This is a genomic window from Chitinimonas lacunae (assembly GCF_042650885.1).
In the GTDB taxonomy this organism is placed as follows: Bacteria; Pseudomonadota; Gammaproteobacteria; order Burkholderiales; family Chitinimonadaceae; genus Chitinimonas_A; species Chitinimonas_A lacunae.
On record NZ_JBHSBU010000001.1, the window covers coordinates 1,599,244 to 1,619,022 of the forward strand.

The 19,779-nt window shown below is 58.0% G+C and carries 12 protein-coding genes and 1 pseudogene; 9 read left to right on the forward strand and 4 right to left on the reverse strand.

What is annotated here, in order from left to right:
- Window positions 1–5: 5 nt before the first annotated feature.
- Window positions 6–2,216: a ferrous iron transport protein B gene (feoB, locus tag ACFOW7_RS06700; RefSeq protein WP_378162369.1), complete on the reverse strand. Its 2,211-nt coding sequence runs from the start codon at window positions 2,214–2,216 to the stop codon at window positions 6–8.
- A complete protein-coding gene (locus ACFOW7_RS06705; RefSeq protein ID WP_378162371.1) occupies window positions 2,213–2,458 on the reverse strand; it encodes a FeoA family protein in 246 nt (81 codons plus the stop codon). The genes feoB and ACFOW7_RS06705 overlap by 4 nt, the downstream gene beginning before the upstream one ends.
- A 292-nt stretch (window positions 2,459–2,750) precedes the next feature.
- Between ACFOW7_RS06705 and ACFOW7_RS06710 the strand changes: the two genes are divergently transcribed.
- The 9 genes and pseudogenes from ACFOW7_RS06710 to ACFOW7_RS06750 all read left to right on the forward strand — a co-directional run.
- Window positions 2,751–4,973 (forward strand): type VI secretion system Vgr family protein, encoded by a 2,223-nt coding sequence (locus ACFOW7_RS06710; protein WP_378162374.1) that lies wholly within the window; start codon window positions 2,751–2,753, stop codon window positions 4,971–4,973.
- A gap of 20 nt (window positions 4,974–4,993) precedes the next feature.
- On the forward strand, window positions 4,994–6,034 hold the full coding sequence (locus ACFOW7_RS06715) for a DUF2169 family type VI secretion system accessory protein (RefSeq protein ID WP_378162376.1): 1,041 nt from the start codon (window positions 4,994–4,996) through the stop codon (window positions 6,032–6,034).
- Between the two features lie 6 nt (window positions 6,035–6,040).
- Window positions 6,041–11,248 (forward strand): RHS repeat-associated core domain-containing protein, encoded by a 5,208-nt coding sequence (locus ACFOW7_RS06720; RefSeq protein ID WP_378162378.1) that lies wholly within the window; start codon window positions 6,041–6,043, stop codon window positions 11,246–11,248.
- Between the two features lie 6 nt (window positions 11,249–11,254).
- Window positions 11,255–11,719, forward strand: coding sequence for a contact-dependent growth inhibition system immunity protein (locus ACFOW7_RS06725; protein WP_378162380.1), 465 nt, complete (start codon window positions 11,255–11,257; stop codon window positions 11,717–11,719).
- A 200-nt stretch (window positions 11,720–11,919) separates the two neighbouring features.
- Window positions 11,920–13,677: an RHS repeat-associated core domain-containing protein gene (locus ACFOW7_RS06730; RefSeq protein ID WP_378162382.1), complete on the forward strand. Its 1,758-nt coding sequence runs from the start codon at window positions 11,920–11,922 to the stop codon at window positions 13,675–13,677.
- Window positions 13,674–14,015, forward strand: coding sequence for a hypothetical protein (locus tag ACFOW7_RS06735; protein WP_378162384.1), 342 nt, complete (start codon window positions 13,674–13,676; stop codon window positions 14,013–14,015). The genes ACFOW7_RS06730 and ACFOW7_RS06735 overlap by 4 nt, the downstream gene beginning before the upstream one ends.
- A gap of 287 nt (window positions 14,016–14,302) precedes the next feature.
- Entirely contained in the window at window positions 14,303–16,228 is a 1,926-nt protein-coding gene (locus ACFOW7_RS06740; protein ID WP_378162386.1) for an RHS repeat-associated core domain-containing protein, read from the forward strand.
- Entirely contained in the window at window positions 16,225–16,563 is a 339-nt protein-coding gene (locus ACFOW7_RS06745) for a hypothetical protein (protein ID WP_378162388.1), read from the forward strand. Before ACFOW7_RS06740 ends, ACFOW7_RS06745 begins: the two co-directional genes overlap by 4 nt.
- Before the next feature lie 361 nt (window positions 16,564–16,924).
- Window positions 16,925–17,074 (forward strand): annotated as a pseudogene (locus ACFOW7_RS06750) (RHS repeat protein); the annotation flags it as partial.
- Between the two features lie 115 nt (window positions 17,075–17,189).
- Here ACFOW7_RS06750 and ACFOW7_RS06755 read toward each other — a convergent pair.
- Entirely contained in the window at window positions 17,190–17,846 is a 657-nt protein-coding gene (locus ACFOW7_RS06755; RefSeq protein WP_378162390.1) for a response regulator, read from the reverse strand.
- Between the two features lie 14 nt (window positions 17,847–17,860).
- Window positions 17,861–19,768, reverse strand: a complete 1,908-nt coding sequence (locus tag ACFOW7_RS06760; RefSeq protein WP_378162392.1) for a type IV pili methyl-accepting chemotaxis transducer N-terminal domain-containing protein — start codon at window positions 19,766–19,768, stop codon at window positions 17,861–17,863.
- Window positions 19,769–19,779 lie beyond the last annotated feature (11 nt).

Consider the following 19,779-nt stretch of genomic DNA (forward strand, 5'->3'; position numbering starts at 1 on the left):
CGTTTCTATCCTCTCAGCAGCACCAATCGACGCGATGGCAGCAACAGCCCCACTCCACTGAGCGCCAGCAAGGCGACCACGGCGGGCAGGATCGGCACTTGTCCGGCCGCGACGACCCGATATAGCCAGGCGACGCCATAAGCAAGCGTCAGCGTCCAGCCGGCGGAGAACAGCATCCAGCGGGTGCCGACTTCGGCTTTGAGTGCAGAGAGCGCGGCGACGCACGGGGTATAGAGCAAGACGAACAGCAGATAGGCGAAGGCCGTACCGGCGTCGCCGAAACGTGCCAGCAGCTCGCGGTTGGCGGGGTCGGCAGCCGGACGCTGGGCAGCCTCGGCCTGGAGTTGGTCTAGCCCTAGCGGGTCGGTCAGTGAAGCCGCCAGGCCACCGAGCTTTTCAGGGAGGGTGTCCAGCGCAGCCGAGACTTGGGCGCCGATCGTCTCCGGCCCCGCGGCTTGCTCGGCCCCGCCGCCAAGTCGGCCATAGGTCGCGAGCAGCGTGCCGGCCACCGCTTCCTTGGCGAGGACGCCAGTCAGCAAGCCCACTGTGGCCGGCCAGTTGTCGGAGCGGATACCCAGTGGTGCCAAGGCTGGCGTGACGGAACGGGCAGCGGCGGCCAACAGGGAGTCGTCCGGCGCCTCGGGGCGCAGTTGCAGCTCGGTGTCGATCGATGCCAGCAGATTGACCACCAGCACCATCGGTACGATCAGCTTGCCGGCGCCGAAGACGAAACCGGCCAGCCGATTGAGCACATGACGTGTCACATTGCGCAGATCAGGCGCATGCCAGCTTGGCAATTCCAGCAGTTCGCCGCTTTGATCGCCGCGCAGCCAGGCATGGCGCAGCAACAGGCCGGTAGCAAAGGCCACGGCAAGCCCGATCAGATAGAGACTCAACACCACCAGTCCACCCTGAGTGGGGAAGAACACGGCAGCGAACAATACATAGACCGGTAGTCGGGCGCCGCAGGAGACAAAGGGAATCATCATCGAGGCCAATACCCGGCTGGTGCGGCCTTCAAGAGTGCGGGTAGCCAGAATCGCTGGGACATTGCAGCCAAAACCGACCATCAACGGTACAAACGCCCGGCCAGGCAGACCCAGCGAGCGCATCAAGCGGTCAACCACGAAAGCGGCGCGGGCCAGATAACCGCAGTCTTCCAGCAACCCGAGCGCCAGATAGAGGCAGCCCAGCGTAGGAATAAAGCTGGCCACGGTCCGGATGCCTTCGCCCAGGCCATTGGACAGCAACACCACCGCCCAGGCCGGCGCCTGGACCGCTTCGAGCAACTGGCGGCTTCCGGTCACGAACAGTGCACCTGCCAGGCCGTCGAACGCCTCGACAAAGGCACCGCCCACGTTGACCGACCAGCCAAAGGTCGCGTACATCACCAACAGGAAGATCGGCAGGCCCCATATCCGGCTCAGTGCCCAGCGGTCCCAGTGCTGGTGCACGCTGGCGTCTCCGCACCGCAGCACTGCCAGCTCGCACAATTCGGCGATCCGGGTGTAGCGGGCGTCGGCAACCGCAATATCGGCCTCGTCGCCATAGATCGCTTCCAACTGCCTGCATTGTTCGGCCACCTGCATGATCGCCGTGGCGGGCGCCTCCAGACTGCCTTCGAGCGCACACAGGGCATCGAAGCGCCCGAGGCCGGCGCTGCCGAGCACGGAAAGCGCCGTCTCGACCGGATCGGCATAACGCTGCGGCACCGGTGAGGCGGGCCACGGACGGGCCAGCAATTCGTACACCCCTTCCAGCCCCTGTTCCCGATTCGCCACCACTTCGACCACCGGCACGCCCAGCGCTGCCGACAAGGCCGCAGCGGAAATCTCCCGGCCGGCATCCTTGGCCAGATCGCTCATACCAAGCAGCACCACCAGCGGCAGCCCCAGTTCAATCAATTGCAGAGTCAGATAAAGCTGGCGTTCGAGCTGACGTGCGTCGAGCAGATTCAGCACCAGATCGGGCGGCGTGTCGCGCAGATAGCGCCGGACGACCGCTTCATCCTCGCCGCCGCCTTCGCACAGGCTGTAGAGGCCGGGCAGATCATCGAGCAGATGGCCAACCGTGCCGACCCGCACCGTACCGGTCTTGCGCTCGACCGTGACGCCCGGCCAGTTGCCGACGCTCTGTCGGCTGCCGGTCAGGCGGTTGAACAGACTGGTCTTGCCGCAGTTGGGATTGCCAACCAGGGCGATCCGGCTTGGCTTCATTGCGCTTCCGCCATCCGATGAATTGCCAGAGCCGCCGCCTCATGCCGACACAACGCCAGACTGGTCTGGCGCACCCGCACTTCGATCGGGTCACCCAGCGGTGCGCGTGACTTCACTTCGATCACGGTTCCGGGCAGCAAGCCCAGCGCCAGCAAACGCCGGCGCAGCGGCGAAGCGCCAATGCGAAAAGCTACAACCTGCCCGATTTCACCGGGCTGCAAGTGACTTAATAGGGTATCCATCTATCCCGCCTTTCTGTTAATGAGAACCATACTCAACAACAGGGAAAGGTGGATTGACCGGGGTCAAGTAGATGGGAAATCTGTGCAATCAGGCAGGCAGACTTCCTCTCAGGCGCTCCCTTCTTCTTCCCTCGCCAAACGGAAAAAAACCAACTGTGATAGGGACTTTCTCGCCTTGCGTTTTGTTAGCCACCGTGATGCAATTGGCATTTTTGTACAACATAACAACAATGGCTGTACATAAGAAAACTCGAATGTTTTCGGATCACGCATCGGATATTGAGGTGAAGCAATGCAGCGCATCGCGACGTTCCACTCGCCCTTGGGCGACGACGCTTTATGGTTCCGGCGGCTCCAGCTCCGCGAATATCTGTCGCAACCCTTTGAAGCCGACATCGAGCTGCTGAGCCGCGAGCCGAATATCGCGCCCAACTCGATGCTGGGCCAGTCGGTCACGATCAAGCTCGACACCCACGCGCCGCAACAGCGCTTCCTCAACGCCCACGTTTCCCGCTTCGCCCAGATCGGCCGTGATGGCCGCTACTACGTCTACCGGGCCGAGCTGCGTCCCTGGTTCTGGTTTCTCCAGCGCACCATGGACTGCAAGATCTTCCAGAATCTGTCCGTCCCCGAAATCGTCCGCCAGGTCTTCAGCGACCACCCGATTGCTCAGTTCCTGGAACGACTGGCCGGCAGCTATCCCAAGCGGGATTACTGCGTCCAGTACAACGAATCCGACTTTACGTTCGTCTCCCGTCTCCTTGAGCAGGAAGGCATCAGCTACTGGTTCGAACACCAGAGCGGCCAACACCGGATGGTCCTGGGCGACGGCATGGGCGCCCATCAGCCGATGCCGGGCTACGAAGAACTACTTTGCCATCTGAACCCCAACGACGGGATGACGCTGGAGACGGAAACCGTTTCCGTTTGGAAAAGCCATCGCGAAGTGCTGAGCGGTCAGGTCGAGATCAATGACTATGACTTCCTGAAGCCGCGCGCTGACCTGACCAGCCGGGGCGCCGAGATTCGGCCCCATGCGCTGGGCGACTACGACGTCTATGGCTGGCCCGGCAACTACGTCGAGCCGGGCAACGGTCAGCGTTATGCCCAGATGCAAATCGATGAACTGCAGGCCCGCCACCAAGAAATTGAAGCGGCAGGCCCGCTTCGGGGCATCTCGGCCGGGCGGCGCTTTTCGCTGATCCAGCATCCCAACGCTGACCAGAACCAGGACTATCTGGTGGTTTCGGCCGAGCTGACCGTCACGGAATCCAATTACGCTTCAGGCGGGGAATCCTCGTGGGAAGCCCATACCTACTTCACCGTCCTGCCCTGGCAAGGCAACTACCGTCCGCCTCGGACGACCGAGCGTCCGATCATCCCGGGTCCGCAAACCGCTGTCGTTGTGGGGCCACCGGGAGAAGAAATCTGGATCGACGAGCACGGCCGCGTCAAGGTCCAGTTCCACTGGGACCGCTACGGCAAGAAGGACGACAAAAGCTCGTGCTGGATTCGGGTCGCTCAGCCTTGGGCGGGCGTGAACTTCGGCATGGTGGCGCATCCCCGGATCGGCCAGGAGGTGGTGGTTCAGTTCCTTGATGGGAATCCGGACACGCCGCTGATTACCGGCCGCGTCTACAACGCCTTGTCCATGCCGCCCTGGACACTGCCGGCCAACAAGACCCAGACCGGCATCCTGACCCGTTCCACCCCCAAAGGCGGTTACGACAACGCCAATGCCATCCGTTTTGAAGACAAGAAGGGGGAAGAACAGCTGTGGATTCATGCGGAGAAGAACCAGGACATCGAGGTTGAGAACGACGAGACGCATTGGGTGGGGCGTGATCGGACCAAGACCATCGACCGTGATGAGACGGTCCAGGTGAAGCGTGACCGGACGGAGACGGTGGATCGGGACGAAACGATCACCATCCACAACAACCGCAAGGAACGGGTCGATCACAACGAATCGATTTCCATCGGTGATAACCGGACGGAAGACGTCGGCAAGAACGAGTCGATCCAGATCGGCATCAACCAATCGATCGACATCGGCAAGAACCGTGACGAGAAGGTCGGCAGCAACGAGAACGTCCGTATCGGCGGCAGCCGTACCCACAAGGTCGGGCGCAACCAGAGCACCAGCATCGGTGCCAACAAGAAAGAAACCGTCAAGCTGACTTCTACCTTGCTGACCGGGATCGCCAAGATCGAAACCATCGGTGCGGCCTATATGCTCAACGTCGGCGCCATGTGGTCAAGCAATGTGGGCTTTACCCACAACCACGTGGTCGGCAAGACCATGAATACCTCGGTCGGCAACACCTACACCGTGTCGGTGGGTGGTGGCAAGGCGATGGTCCAGATGAAGGACGACGGCACGATCATGCTTCAGGGCAACGGCAACAAGATCGTGCTGGAGCCCAACGGCAACATCCTGATCGAGGGGGCCGAAATCAATATCAAGGCCAGGACCGCCGTGAACATCAACGGCGAAAAAGTCCATCTGAACTGATTTCGCACCAAGGCTCCCCGATGACTACCCAGATTCTCAACGCCAGCCAGATGCTTGGTCATGGCGTGCTGCACGCCTTCTATCGTGGCAACCGCTACCACTGCCTGTTTCTCAAGGCCACCTTCGATTGGGTGGCCGATGGACTGATGCTGCCGGCCACCGAACCGATGCCTTTGCATTTGAATGACCTGTTCATTGGTGAAAATAAAGAATACGCCGCTAGTTTTGAACGTGAGTTGGCACCTTTACTGTACCCAACCGATCTGACCCCTTTCCGTCCCAAGACCGACGTGGTGCTGATCGGCGACGCCGTGGCGCCTGAAGGCAAGCCACAGCGCGAATGGCTGGCTCGGCTCAAGGTGGGAACGCTTCAACATGGTCTCCACGTCACCGGCCCGCGCCATTGGCAATACAGCCGCTTAGGAGGTTGGACGCTCAGTGATCCCAGTCCGGTCGCCTCGGTGCCACTCGATTACCGCTTCGCTTTTGGCGGCGCGCGGACCGGCGTTCAAGGCCAAACCGACTATTTCGAAGCCAATCCCGTCGGCCTTGGCTGGCTCGATCCGCAACAGCTTGACCGTGACCAGCGCTACCCCGCACCGCAACTGCTGCTACCAGGCGAACGGCTGGGCGCCATCGACCAGACGGTCAGCGTTGCCGGCTTTGCTCCGATCTCGCCCTTCTGGGCGCCGCGCAGCCATCTGGCTGGGACTTATCAGGGGGAACCGGGCTATCCCGACGACTTCGACCTGCGCTTTTGGAACGCCGCACCCGAAGCGCTGCAAGCCGAACCGCTGCTCAAAGGCGGGGAATGGGTGGAACTGGAAGGGATGAGCCCGGCCGGCATCGAACGCAGCCGGCTGCCCACCTATATGGTCTGGGCCAGCGTCGATACCGGCGGCGCACGGCCACGGCTCGACCCGATGTCCCTGGACCTGGTCTATATCGACTGGCCCAAACGCCAAGTGACCATGCGCTGGGCCGCAGTCGTCGACGAAGCCGACGGCGCCCGCCGCATCGCCATGCATGCCACCCCGCTTGACCGATCGCATCGGGAGTAACCCAGCATGGCCAATCCGATTCAGGCAGAAAAGCGGGGCGCGCATTTCGCAGCGATCATCCCACCGATGTATTCGCCCTCGAAAATGGGGCGGATGGTGCCGACCACCCCGGCCATTACGCTCGATAAGGCTATCCTGCCGGCCGAGAAGACTTACGGCCGCACTTACCCTTATTTCCATCTCGGCTCGACAGCCGTTGATCCGAAAATCGGCAGCTTCCAGGCTACCGTCGGCAGCAGCACCATTACCGTCGAGTCACACCGCGCCTGCTGTCATGGCGACGAGGGCATCTTTACCTCGACCTCCGGCGCCACCTTCCCGGCCGCCATCTACGCCGATCTTGACCAACCCAAGTATGAGAGCTGCCTGGCCGATGCCATCGCCTTGATGGCGCAGATACTGCGCGATCTGGTGGACCACTGGGACGAATTCATGGACGCGGTACTCGACGCGGCCATGAGCTCGTTTGCCAAGGTATTCGAGGAGATGTGGGAAGCCGTCAAGGCAGCCTGCGACACCGCCATGAGCGCCGGCGGCTCGATCCTCGACACCCTGAGCAGCCTGACCTTTGCCGATATCGGCCGCGCCACGATCAAGGGCGCCAAGCTGCTGGGCAGTCTGCCCCAGAAGATCTACAGCATCGTCCAGTCGGCCTATAGCCAGGGCAAACAAGCCATCGAATCGATGATGGCCGAGCTGCGCGCCTTGCATGCCCAGTTGCAGGAACTGCTGAACGACCCGGAACAACTGCTCGCCACGCTCGAAGAGCTGATGAAGGATCTGGGCGAGAACGAGCTATGCCAGTTGCGCGATGCACTGGTCGACATCGCCAAGGACCCGGCCAAGAAGCTCGGCGCCAGCGTCGGTGAGGTGCTGGGCATTGCGGCGGCCGAAGTCGCCTGCGTTGCGCTGTCGGTGATCGGCGGCCTGATCGTCAGCGCCTTGAGCGGTGGCACCGGCATCCCGGCCGCCATCAGCAATCTGGCCCTGCGCCTTGGCATGATCGCCAAACGTGCCTACCAGATGCTCAAACCGGCCGGCAAGGTGCTGGGCAAGCTCTTCGACCCGAAGCGCTTCAAGGATGCGATGGCTCGCGCCAAGGAAAAGATCAAGCAGCGCCGCACCCCCAACAACAAGGACAAACCCGACCCGAACCGCAAACCGCCCTCGAACAATCCGCCCAACGACGGCAACAATACCCCCGACCAGGGCGGACAGGCCGATGTCCATTGCATGATCAACTGCAAGGGCGCCAAGGTCGGCAAGCCGGTCAACCCGTTGCTGGGCAGCAAGGTGCGCGAGGAGGAAGAGGAACTCGACTTCGCCCTTCCCGCCCCGCTGCCACTCACCTGGCAACGCAGCTACAACTCGAAAAACGCCCGGATCGGCCTGCTAGGCCAGGGCTGGACCCTGCCCATCGGCATGGCGCTCGAAGTGCGGTTGAACCGGACCATCCTGCACGATGCACAGGGTCGCAAAGTCCGTTTCGGCCCGCTGGCTGTCGGTGCCGCCATGTATTCGCCGTTCGAGCATATCGACCTCAAACGCGGCGGCGGCGCGGCAATGAGCCGACTGACCCTGCCTGGCGATCTGCCATGGGACGCCGATGCAGCCGTGGTTGAAGACGACGACATGCTGCTGTACTTCCGTCGCCCGAGCCGAGGGCGCCGCCGCAGCCTGTGGCCACTGCGCGCCATGGTCGACCGCAACGGCTATACCGTCCGCTTCTTCGCCGATGAGGAAGGCCACCCACAAGGCGTGATCGACAGTGCCGGCCGCCATCTGCTGTTCTCGCTGACCCACGTCGCCAGCGACCTGGTTGGCGACGACGGTCTACGACTGGCCGGTGTGGTGCTGGCCTACGATCCGCAGCGAGACAAGGCAGACACGGTGCTGCCGGCCGATCCGGCCGATTACCCTGCCTCGCATTGGCTGGTGCGCTACGACTACGATGCGGCAGGCGATCTGGTCCAGGTCCGCGATGGCCACGGTCGCACCCGCTGCCGGATGAACTACCGCAACCATTTGATGGTGCGCTTTGGTCATCCCGAAGGCTTGGTGACGGAATATGAATACGACGCCTACCAGCCAAGCGGCCGCGTTACCGTACAGCGCGCCTTGCATGCCGAGGGCGAAGCACCGGCTGCGCTCGATTACCGCTTCGACTATCAACCCGGCCGCACCATCGTCACCGACAGCCTCGGCCGTACCACGGTCTATCGCTTCAGCGGTCGCCCACGCACGGCGGCACAGCGCTGGATCGGCACGATCCACCCCGATGGCAGCGAAGACCGTTTCGATTACGACGGCTTTGGCAATCTGATCGAAGTGCTTGATCGGGCTGGCCGCAGCAGTCGTTTCTATGTCGATGGCCATGGCCGCCCGCTCACCATCGAATCACCCGCCGGTCGTGTCGAGATGAGCTACGACGAGGCCGGTAATCTGCTTGCCCAGACCAACACCCTGGGCCACCGTTGGCAGTTCGTCTACGACGAGCGCGGCAATCTGTTCGAGGAAAGCGACCCGCTCGGCCAGACGACGCGCTATTTCTACGACGACCCGGCCCTGCCCGACCATCCGACCCGCATCCGCGACGCCCGGGGCGGCGTCAAGCGGCTCGAATGGGACCGCTGCGGCCAGTTGCTGGCCTATACCGACTGCTCCGGCAAGACCACCCGCTATCGTTACGACGCCAACGGTCGTCCCAGCGAGATCACCGATGCGCTGGGCCAGACCGTCCATTACCACTACGACGCCTACGGCCGCCTGAGCAGTGTCACTCAGCCAGATGGCGCGACCGAGCGCTTTGCCTACGATAGTCTGGACCGCCTGATCGCCTACCGCGACGCGGCAGGCGTCGATACGGTCTATACGCTCGACCGCGCCGGCCGAGCACTGGCACGGCGCAACGGCCTCGGCCATACGCTGGCTTATCGTTACGACGCAGCCGGTCGACTGCTGACGCTGACCAACGAAAATGGCGTTGACTACCGTTTTACTTATGACGCCGCCGACCGGCTGACCGAAGAAATCGGCTTCGACGGCCGCCATACCGTCTACGGCTATGACCGCAGCGGCGCTCTGGTCGAGCAGGTCGAATATCCAGACACTCCATACGCCCGCCGCACCGCCTACCGCCGCGACAAGGTCGGCCGGCTGATCGAGAAACATACCGCCAGCGGTACCACCCGCTATCGCTACGATGCGGCCGGCCAGTTGCTTGAAGCCCGCAATGGCGACAGTTCGATCAAGCTGGGCTATGACCCACTCAGCCAGTTGATCGAAGAAACCAGCACGATCGATGGCATCACCACCACGCTGCGCCACCGCTACGACTCGCTGGGCAACCGCACCGCCACCGTGCTGCCCGATGGGCGCACGCTCAACTGGCTCCACTACGGCTCGGGCCACCTGCATCAGGTCAACCTCGACGGCGAAGTCATCTGCGATCTGGAGCGCGACGATCTGCACCGTGAAATCGCCCGTCAGCAAGGTCCGCTGGAAAGCCGTTTTGCCTATGACCGAGGCGGCCGGCTCGCCTGGCAAGGGGTGTTTCGTCGCGGACACCGCAGCGAGGCACCACGCCTGGTCGATCCGACCCATCCGATCTATGGCGATCCCCTGGCCTGGGAAGCGCTGGGCGGCAAAGCCAGCGGCAGCGCCCGGTTCGCCCGCAGCTACCGCTACGATCAGGCAGGCCAGCTCAGTGAAATCCGCGACAGCCGACGCGGCGCCCTGCAATACCGCTACGACGCCATCGGCCGCCTGCTCGGCGCTCTCCACCCCAACGGCCTCCAGGAAACCTTTGCCTTCGATCCGGCGCACAATCTGCTCGACCCGATGGGTGGGCATGGGTTGTCTCTGGATGATGGAAAACAACCTGCAAATTCATCACAAGATACAGAGACGGATTTCAAGGAAAAGATAAGAAAATTACTTGAAGACCCCGAGTGGAATCCGCTGACGCATCCCATTGAGGCGACCCCCACCACCAGCCCCGGCGGTGGCCCGCGCGATAACCGACTGCGGGTGTTCGAGGACAAGCGCTTTGACTACGACGTCTACGGCAACCTGACCGAAAAGCGCATCGGCCGCCACACCGTCATGCGTTTCGAGTACGACGGCGACCACCAGATGATCGCCGCCCATGTGACCCGACACGGCCTCACACAAACCACGCGCTATGGCTATGATCCATTTGGCAGACGGGTCAGCAAACGCGACGCCTTCGGCATCACCCGCTTCAATTGGGATGGCAACCGACTCCTCAGTGAACGCCGCGGCGCCCACAGCCGGCTGTTTATCTACGAGCCCGACAGCTTTGTGCCGATGGCGCAGGTTGAAGTGCTCAACACTGCCTCCACCCTGGAAATGGCGGAGGATGAAGAGCTGGAGACACCCGTCCTGCCCACCAACCCGGCAGAACGAATCGCAGCTTTGCAAGCCATGGCCTTGCAGGCCCAGATGCCCAAAGCGGTGCAGCCTAGCGGTAGCGTCCAGATCCGCTATTACCACTGCGACCATTTGGGTACCCCACGAGAACTCAGCGACCAACAGGGACGGTTGGTGTGGGCAGCCGAGTATAAGGCCTGGGGGAATACGGTTCGGGTTGAATACCCGGATGTGGTGGATAAGGCTGAACAGGAGGAGATTCAACAGCCTTTGCGGTTTCAGGGGCAGTATTATGATAATGAAACCGGGTTACACTATAATCGGTTTAGATATTACGATCCAGATATCAGCAGCTTCACATCTCAAGATCCAATCAAAACCAGAGGTGGAAATAATTTATATTCCTATGTTGCAAATCCCACCCAGCAGATAGATCCTTTAGGGTTAAGCTGCATGCAGCTTAACGATGGCCAAAAAAGAAGAATTGCCGCCCTAAAAGAGAGAATAGAAAAACACCACAGCCTCAGCGACTATAAAGGTCTGATCAAAGACCTGAAAGGCAATCCTGTTCCACGAAAAGATGGCAAACCGGGCTATTACCAACATTTCAAAGAGGTATCTGAATCAATGAATGGCAAAGATGGATTAAAAGTAGAAACAAGGAGATTGAAATTATCTCTCAACAATCCTAAGCTTTGCCCTGAAGCTAAAAAAGAACTAGCCGAAGCCGTTGCATTAGGAGAGGCTCACATAAAAAAATATAATGATATTATTGATAAATATGGTAAGACGCCACCCCCACACAGCACTGTTTCCTTATGAGGCAAAATGAAAAATTCCCTTATTCTTCCAATTGTGGAAAAATACCTGCCGCCAGAAGTATCAAGTCAATCTATCAACGGCATTACTCAAAACCCGTTCCCGGAGGACAATCGCACCAATCTCACCACCCGCCTATCGGAGATATGTGCCAAACCAATTAAAGAACTGCGCACAGATGATATAGCAACACTATTACGCCAAGATGTAGGCGACGATATATCCTTGGCTATTGCTCTAATGTTAATTTCAGAGGAACCGCTTATCTGTGCTGACTCTTACAGTGGTGACATACTTATGTTAACAACACAAAAAACATGGGAGCAATGGCTCGCCACTGAAGTATATGGCATTGATCCTTACTGGCTAGCTGGGTACGTGCAAGACACAATCATCGCTCTAAAAGAATTAAGCATTGAGCTTGCAGAAAATCTTGAAAAATTCAACAAGACCATGCCAGACTTCTCAAGCTAAAAAAGACCATGTCCATAGGACATGATTTTTCTCTTTTTTAAATCTCTAATCATTAAAAACTCAGCTGGCTTTCCAGCGGACCTTGCTGACGGGCGATTTCACGGTGCAGATCGTCGCGCTCCAGATCGCAGATGAGATTGCTCGATCTCTAATGCAGCCGTTTTGCCTATGACCGAGGCGGCCGCCTCGCCTGGCAAGGGGTGTTTCGTCGCGGACACCGCAGCGAGGCACCACGCCTGGTCGATCCGACCCATCCGATCTATGGCGATCCCCTGGCCTGGGAAGCGCTGGGCGGCAAAGCCAGCGGCAGCGCCCGGTTCGCCCGCAGCTACCGCTACGATCAGGCAGGCCAGCTCAGTGAAATCCGCGACAGCCGACGCGGCGCCCTGCAATACCGCTACGACGCCATCGGCCGCCTGCTCGGCGCCCTCCACCCCAACGGCCTCCAGGAAACCTTTGCCTTCGATCCGGCGCACAATCTGCTCGACCCGATGGGTGGGCAGGGGCTGTCTCTGGATAATGGAAAAAAACCTGCAAATTTATCGCAAGATACAGAGACGGATTTCAAGGAAAAGATAAGAAAATTACTTGAAGACCCCGAGTGGAATCCGCTGACGCATCCCATTGAGGCGACCCCCACCACCAGCCCCGGCGGTGGCCCGCGCGATAACCGACTGCGGGTGTTCGAGGACAAGCGCTTTGACTACGACGTCTACGGCAACCTGACCGAAAAGCGCATCGGCCGCCATACCGTCATGCGCTTCGAGTACGACGGCGACCACCAGATGATCGCCGCCCATGTGACCCGACACGGCCTCACACAAACCACGCGCTATGGCTATGATCCATTTGGCAGACGGGTCAGCAAACGCGACGCCTTCGGCATCACCCGCTTCAATTGGGACGGCAACCGACTCCTCAGTGAAAGCCGGGGCGCCCACAGCCGGCTGTTTATCTACGAGCCCGACAGCTTTGTGCCGATGGCACAGATTGAGGTGCTCAACACTGCCTCCACCCTGGAAATGGCGGAGGATGAAGAGCTGGAGACACCCGTCCTGCCCACCAACCCGGCAGAACGGATCGCAGCTTTGCAAGCGATGGCCTTGCAGGCCCAGATGCCCAAAGCGGTGCAGCCTAGCGGTAGCGTCCAGATCCGCTATTACCACTGCGACCATTTGGGTACCCCACGAGAACTCAGCGACCAACAGGGACGGTTGGTGTGGGCAGCCGAGTATAAGGCTTGGGGGAATACGGTTCGGGTTGAATATCCGGATGTGGTGGATAAGGCTGAACAGGAGGGGATTCAACAGCCTTTGCGGTTTCAGGGGCAGTATTATGATAGTGAAACTGGTTTCCACTACAATCGGTTTAGATATTACGATCCAGACACTGGCCGATTCGTCAATCACGACTTAATTGGTCTAGCTGGTGGGAGTAATCTTTATTTTTATGCTCCCAATCCTATTTCTTGGATAGATCCGTTAGGTTTAGCACGGACTGGTCATACTCCTCGCACCCCTTTTAGTGGAAGTTGTCCAGATGATGTAGCAAGACAAGTTCTATCTATCGCCAACAAAAAGTCCCTCGCAAAGAACAAAGAATATGGCGGGCTTATATACAAAAAAGGCGGAAAATATTTTGCCACCATTCCAATCCCAGGAACAGAACGCAGTTTTAAACCTGGATTGGCTTTACCCCAAGTCCCCAAAGGAGCAGTAATCGTAGGTGACTATCATACCCATGGCGACTACTCACTAAAAAAACCTAATGGAGACATTGTAAGAACAAGCAATCCCGCCCAAGATGTCTTCAAAAGCGAAGAATTTTCTGATGCAGATGAAAGATTCTCGCAACTTATGGCAAAAGCCCATACACCATGCCATAGATCCTATCTTGCGACTCCCAGTGGAAAATTCAAAGTTTACATCCCAAAAACATGGGAAAAGAGAGAACTATGAACAACGAAAAACTTCCGAAAAACATTCGAAACAAACCTGACATTGAACTTAACGGAAGAACTTTACTCGCCTTAAGCCACGCAATTAATTACCTAAATAACACGTTCGACATTTACTTCAAGAAAAAAAAATGGCCCATTGAAAACTATGAGATCTGGACCGTTATTTATGAAGAAGAAAAATGTATCAGCGTAGCCTTTTGTCCAAAAATAGAACCAGACGAAAGCGGCTTACTATTCGAGGTGCCTGTTCAGGGAGTATGGAAAAATGGACCAGGAGTGAAATTTTTTATATCTTTGGCTGATTATTCCCTAATAGATACAGTATTTATGCGCTAGAGCGTGTTATGGACTAAATATTTCCGCCAATCTTGGCAAGAGGATGCAAACGAAGACCATGAAATGGTAAGTCGCCAAGGTCTGGCTCAATCGCTCATAGTCCCGAGGGTGAATTCAATTTCGAAGTGCAATTCCAATCAAATGATGGACTTGGGGGAATACATAGAAAATGCCAAATTTTGGCAAAATTGAAGATCGACCGAAAAGCTAGTCTGGGCGGGGCTTCCAGCAAAATTTCATAACAGACTCTAATCACTGTTACGACACGCTGGACAATCGCGCCCACCGTGCTGCCCGATGGGCGCACGCTCAACTGGCTCCACTACGGCTCGGGCCACCTGCATCAGGTCAACCTCGACGGCGAAGTCATCTGTGATCTGGAGCGCGACGATCTACACCGTGAAATCGCCCGGCAGCAAGGTCCGCTGGAAAGCCGCTTTGCCTATAACCGAGGCGGCCGGCTCGCCTGGCAAGGGGTGTTTCGTCGCGGACACCGCAGCGAGGCACCACGCCTGGTCGATCCGACCCATCCGATCTATGGCGATCCACTGGCCTGGGAAGCGCTGGGCGGCAAAGCCAGCGGCAGCGCCCGGTTCGCCCGCAGCTACCGCTACGATCAGGCAGGCCAGCTCAGTGAAATCCGCGACAGCCGACGCGGCGCCCTGCAATACCGCTACGACGCCATCGGCCGCCTGCTCGGCGCCCTCCACCCCAACGGTCTCCAGGAAACCTTTGCCTTCGATCCGGCGCACAATCTGCTCGATCCGATGGGTGGGCAGGGGCTGTCTCTGGATAATGGAAAACAACCTGCAAATTTATCGCAAGATACAGAGACGGATTTCAAGGAAAAGATAAGAAAATTACTTGAAGACCCCGAGTGGAATCCGCTGACGCATCCCCTTGAGGCGACCCCCACCACCAGCCCCGGCGGTGGCCCGCGCGATAACCGACTGCGGGTGTTCGAGGACAAGCGTTTCGATTACGACGTCTACGGCAACCTGACCGAAAAGCGCATCGGCCGCCACACCGTCATGCGTTTCGAGTACGACGGCGACCACCAGATGATCGCCGCCCATGTGACCCGACACGGCCTCACACAAACCACGCGCTATGGCTATGATCCATTTGGCAGACGGGTCAGCAAACGCGACGCCTTCGGCATCACCCGCTTCAATTGGGATGGCAACCGACTCCTCAGTGAACGCCGCGGCGCCCACAGCCGGCTGTTTATCTACGAGCCCGACAGCTTTGTGCCGATGGCGCAGGTTGAAGTGCTCAACACTGCCTCCACCCTGGAAATGGCGGAGGATGAAGAGCTGGAGACACCCGTCCTGCCCACCAACCCGGCAGAACGAATCGCAGCTTTGCAAGCCATGGCCTTGCAGGCCCAGATGCCCAAAGCGGTGCAGCCTAGCGGTAGCGTCCAGATCCGCTATTACCACTGCGACCATTTGGGTACCCCGCGAGAACTCAGCGACCAACAGGGACGGTTGGTATGGGCAGCCGAGTATAAGGCCTGGGGGAATACGGTTCGGGTTGAATACCCGGATGTGGTGGATAGGGCTGAACAGGAGGGGATTCAACAGCCTTTGCGGTTTCAGGGGCAGTATTATGATAATGAAACTGGACTACACTACAATTGGTTTAGATATTATGACCCATGTACCGGGAGGTTTGTTAGCCAAGATCCAATAGGTTTATCTGGGGGAGAAAACTCCTATCAATATGCTCCCAGTCCAACCAATTGGATTGATCCATATGGCCTAGCTCGCTCACCCTTCTCGGGAGATTGCCCAGATTCGGCAGCTCAAAAAGTGTTACAGACAGCCAACAAAAAGTCCATCAAATTAAATAAAGAATATGGTGGCCTTATTTATAAAATAAAAGGAAAATTCTATGCAACCGTTCCTATCCCTGGAACAGAAAGATCTTTCCGCCCTAAGCTTGCAGAGAAGTTAATCCCTAAAAATGCGAAAATTGTCGGAGATTATCATACCCATGGCGACTACTCCATCGAGGGGAAGACACCAGGATCGGTTATCAGAACAAGCAACCCTAATCGAGACGATTTTGATAGTAATAACTTCCCCCTGTCCGACAAAAAAATAACGCTTGCTGCCTCTTTGAAATATCCATGCCACCGGTCCTATCTAGGAACACCTAGCGGGCAATTTAAGGTCTTCTCAATCCAAGAGGGAGAAAGAAACTTATGACAGCCGTCATCCCCAACAAGGAAAAATTTCCACCCGATCATACAATAGATGGAAAAATATTCTCCCTTGCCTATCACGGCAGAGTTTTTTTTGAAGAAAAATACAAAAACCCTCAGAACACCGAAATTTGGCCTGTAGAGAACTACGAGATCTGCATCAGCATTTATGAAGAAGAGAATTGTGCAAGTATATCCTTTTGCCCCAAAATGGAAGACTTCATCGAAGGCTTTACTTTCGAAATATCCAGACAAGGCCTATGGGAAAATGGGCCAGGAGTAACATTCTATTTATCCTTACACGACTACAGCTTAATCAAAACAGTTTCGATGCGATAACAGACAACACAATAGCTTGCCCCCGAAGAGATTTTTGATCAATTTGGATTTTCAAAAATTAAAGATTGATCGCCCCGAATGCAACAAGAAAGACATGATAAAATATGGCAAGACCCTACCCCTACACACAGCACGGCTCCCTTTTGAGGAAAATAAAAACTCGGCGAATTCAATTTTTGAATTGCAACACAGGGAGTGAATTCAATTTCGAAGTGCAATTCCAATCAAATGATGGACTTGGGGGAATACATAGAAAATGCCAAATTTTGGCAAAATTGAAGATCGGCCGAAAAGCTAGTCTGGGCGGGGCTTCCAGCAAAATTTCATAACAGGCTTTAATCACTGTTACAACACGCTGGACAATCGCGCCGCCACCGTGCTGCCCGATGGGCGCACGCTCAACTGGCTCCACTACGGCTCGGGCCACCTGCATCAGGTCAACCTCGACGGCGAAGTCATCTGTGATCTGGAGCGCGACGATCTGCACCGTGAAATCGCCCGGCAGCACGGCCATGCCAGAATTTTCAAGCCAAATAATTAAAAACCACGCTCTAGGAGTGTGGTTTTCAATTCCAAAAGATCTTTAGAGCAATCATTCATCAAAGAATGCCAGCCTCCTTCTACCCCTACTCCCCCCCCATCTTATGCTCCACCGCATAAACCGCCACCTGCACCCGGCTAGTCAGGTTGAGCTTCTTAAGAATGTTTTGTACATGAATCTTGACCGTACTCTCAGCCACATCGAGATGGCGGGCGATTTCCTTATTGCTTTCACCGCGCGCCAGGCATTGGACGATTTCGCGCTCGCGCGCCGTTAAACGGTCGCGTTCTGAGCTTGGAGGGGGTGAACCGGTGGCGGGTTGGGCGCGGAATTGTTGTACCAGCTTGGCCGTCATCGTGTCGGCAATGACCGGCTGGCCGCTATGGGCGCGGCGGATGGCGGCGGTTAGCGTCTCGGCTTCGATATTCTTGGTCAGATAGCCGCGTGCGCCATCGCGCAGCGCCTGGCCCAGCTCCTCGGCCTCCTCCGATACCGTCAGGATGACCACCGCCGATTGCGGCAGATCCTGTACCAATAACTGCAAGGTCTCCAGGCCCGACAGGCCGGGCATATTCAGGTCAAGCAGGATCACATCGGGTTGATGCTCCTTGGCGCGCTTGATGCCTTCCACACCATCAGCGGCTTCGGCCACGATTTCCAGATCGGGTTCACGCTGCAATAGTTGGCGAACGCCCGAGCGGAACAGGCTATGGTCGTCGATCAGCAGAATCCGTATCGTCATTTTTTCTCCTCTCGTCAGGCTGCCTGCCGCTCGGTACGCGGCAGGGCCAGTCTGATATGGGTGCCCTTCCCGGGGCTGCTTTCCAACACAAGCGTAGCGCTGAGCCGCTGTGCCCGTTCTTGCATGATATTGAGTCCGACATGGTGCTCGCCGCGCTGCGCCACCTCGGCCGGGTCGAAACCTTCCCCGTTGTCGTCGATGCGCATCTCGAAATCGCGTCGATTATGGATCGTCACCTGGACCCGGCTGGCATTGGCATGCTTGCGGATATTCGACAGCGCCTCTTGCAGGATGAACAGTACCTGCAACTGCTGCTCGGGCGGCAAAGGTGCGCCTTCGAGATCGTCCACCTTGAGCGTCACCTCGATTCCCGACTGACGCCGGAAACGGGCCACCGTATCTTCGACCGCCGCCAGCATCTCGCCCTGGCCGAGCTTGGTGCGGAAATTGACCAGCAGCTCGCGTACATCCTGATAGCTTTCATCCACCCCGGTGCGCAGCAGCGGCACGATCTCGCGGACCTCGTCCCACTGCTCGCGCTCGACGGCCGAATCGAGCATCTGGACCTGTAGATTAAGGAAGTTGAGCCCCTGGGCAATACTGTCGTGCAAGCCTTGCGCCACCAGATTGCGTTCTTCTGCCACCGCCAGTTGTCGTGCCTTGGCACTCAGCCGCCGATTGTCGAGCGCGACGCCAAGATGCTGGCCCAGCGTCTCCAGCAACTGCGCCTCGGCCGGGGCAATGGTGCGGGTATTGCGGTAGTGCAGCGAGAACGAACCGAGCACCGCATCCTGGGTCACGATGCGAAATACCGACAAGCCCTTGAAACCTTCACTGGCACAGCGGTACTGCTCAGTCTGCGACAGCTTGCGGAAATCCTGGATCACCACTACCCCCTGCCGGGTCGCCGCCCCGCAGAAACAGGCATTGATCTTCATGCAGTGCTCGGTGTCCTCCAGATCCGACGACAAGCCCTCCGAGACCACCAGATGGAGCTTATCGCCCAGCGGATCCGTCACCCGGATACTGCCACCATCGGCATTGAATTCCTTCATGACCCGCTGCAAAAAGCCCCGGCACAGCGCATCGATATCGTTGGGTTGGTTGAGAAAGGCCGCCATATCGTACAGCGCGCCCAATTCGCGGTTCTGGTTGGCCAGGAGCGCGGTCTTTTTCTGTACCCGGTTTTCCAGATCGCGGTAGAGCCCTTCGAGTTCGTCGGCCATCCTGTTGAAGCCCTGGGCCAGCAGGCCGAACTCGTCATTGCTTTCCACCGGCAGCCGCACCGAGAACTCGCGCCCAGCCATCCGGCGCAGACCTTCCTGTAGATTCAGCACAGGCGAGATGATCCATAGATAGAGCAGATAGATCATCGCCAAGGTGCCGACGCTGGCCACGCCGATCAGCACGGCTTGCGATAGCCGCAACAGATTGGTCTTGGCAGCATTGTCGGTTTCGATCATGCGCACCAGCCGGTCGGCCTTGTCGATAAAACCGGGCAGCACCGCTAGATAGGCATCGGCCCGGCCTTGGGCCAGACCCAGGGTGATGGCCGGTTTGAGCTGGTTTTCCCAGGTCGCCTCGACCTGCGCCATCTGGGCACGGATATCGGCGGCATCGGGCAGAAACAGCGGCCGTGACGGCACGCCGCGTTTGAGCCGGTCGAGGGTATCGCGCTGTGCACGCAGGCCGGCCAGCGCTTGGTTTGCATGGGAAGTGTCGGATTGCAGCAATTCGATGGCAATGCCATTGGCGCGCATGCGCAGGCTGCCGGTGTCATTGATCGCGGCCGCCGCGCCTTCGAGCTGCCAGGATAGCCATAAGGTCCAGCCGATCATGCACAGCATGACCGTCAGGGCCGCCAGTGAACTGGCGATGATGCGGGTCGAGAGACGATCGCGCAGAGAGGGCAGTTCGTTCATGGGGGCACCCT

Bases quoted from the DNA above. Each gene is read 5' to 3' on its own strand.
- feoB (WP_378162369.1), bottom strand. From the start codon at position 2,216: ATGAAGCCAAGCCGGATCGCCCTGGTTGGCAATCCCAACTGCGGCAAG.
- ACFOW7_RS06705 (WP_378162371.1), bottom strand. From the start codon at position 2,458: ATGGATACCCTATTAAGTCACTTGCAGCCCGGTGAAATCGGGCAGGTT.
- ACFOW7_RS06710 (WP_378162374.1), top strand. From the start codon at position 2,751: ATGCAGCGCATCGCGACGTTCCACTCGCCCTTGGGCGACGACGCTTTA.
- ACFOW7_RS06715 (WP_378162376.1), top strand. From the start codon at position 4,994: ATGACTACCCAGATTCTCAACGCCAGCCAGATGCTTGGTCATGGCGTG.
- ACFOW7_RS06720 (WP_378162378.1), top strand. From the start codon at position 6,041: ATGGCCAATCCGATTCAGGCAGAAAAGCGGGGCGCGCATTTCGCAGCG.
- ACFOW7_RS06725 (WP_378162380.1), top strand. From the start codon at position 11,255: ATGAAAAATTCCCTTATTCTTCCAATTGTGGAAAAATACCTGCCGCCA.
- ACFOW7_RS06735 (WP_378162384.1), top strand. From the start codon at position 13,674: ATGAACAACGAAAAACTTCCGAAAAACATTCGAAACAAACCTGACATT.
- ACFOW7_RS06745 (WP_378162388.1), top strand. From the start codon at position 16,225: ATGACAGCCGTCATCCCCAACAAGGAAAAATTTCCACCCGATCATACA.
- ACFOW7_RS06755 (WP_378162390.1), bottom strand. From the start codon at position 17,846: ATGACGATACGGATTCTGCTGATCGACGACCATAGCCTGTTCCGCTCG.
- ACFOW7_RS06760 (WP_378162392.1), bottom strand. From the start codon at position 19,768: ATGAACGAACTGCCCTCTCTGCGCGATCGTCTCTCGACCCGCATCATC.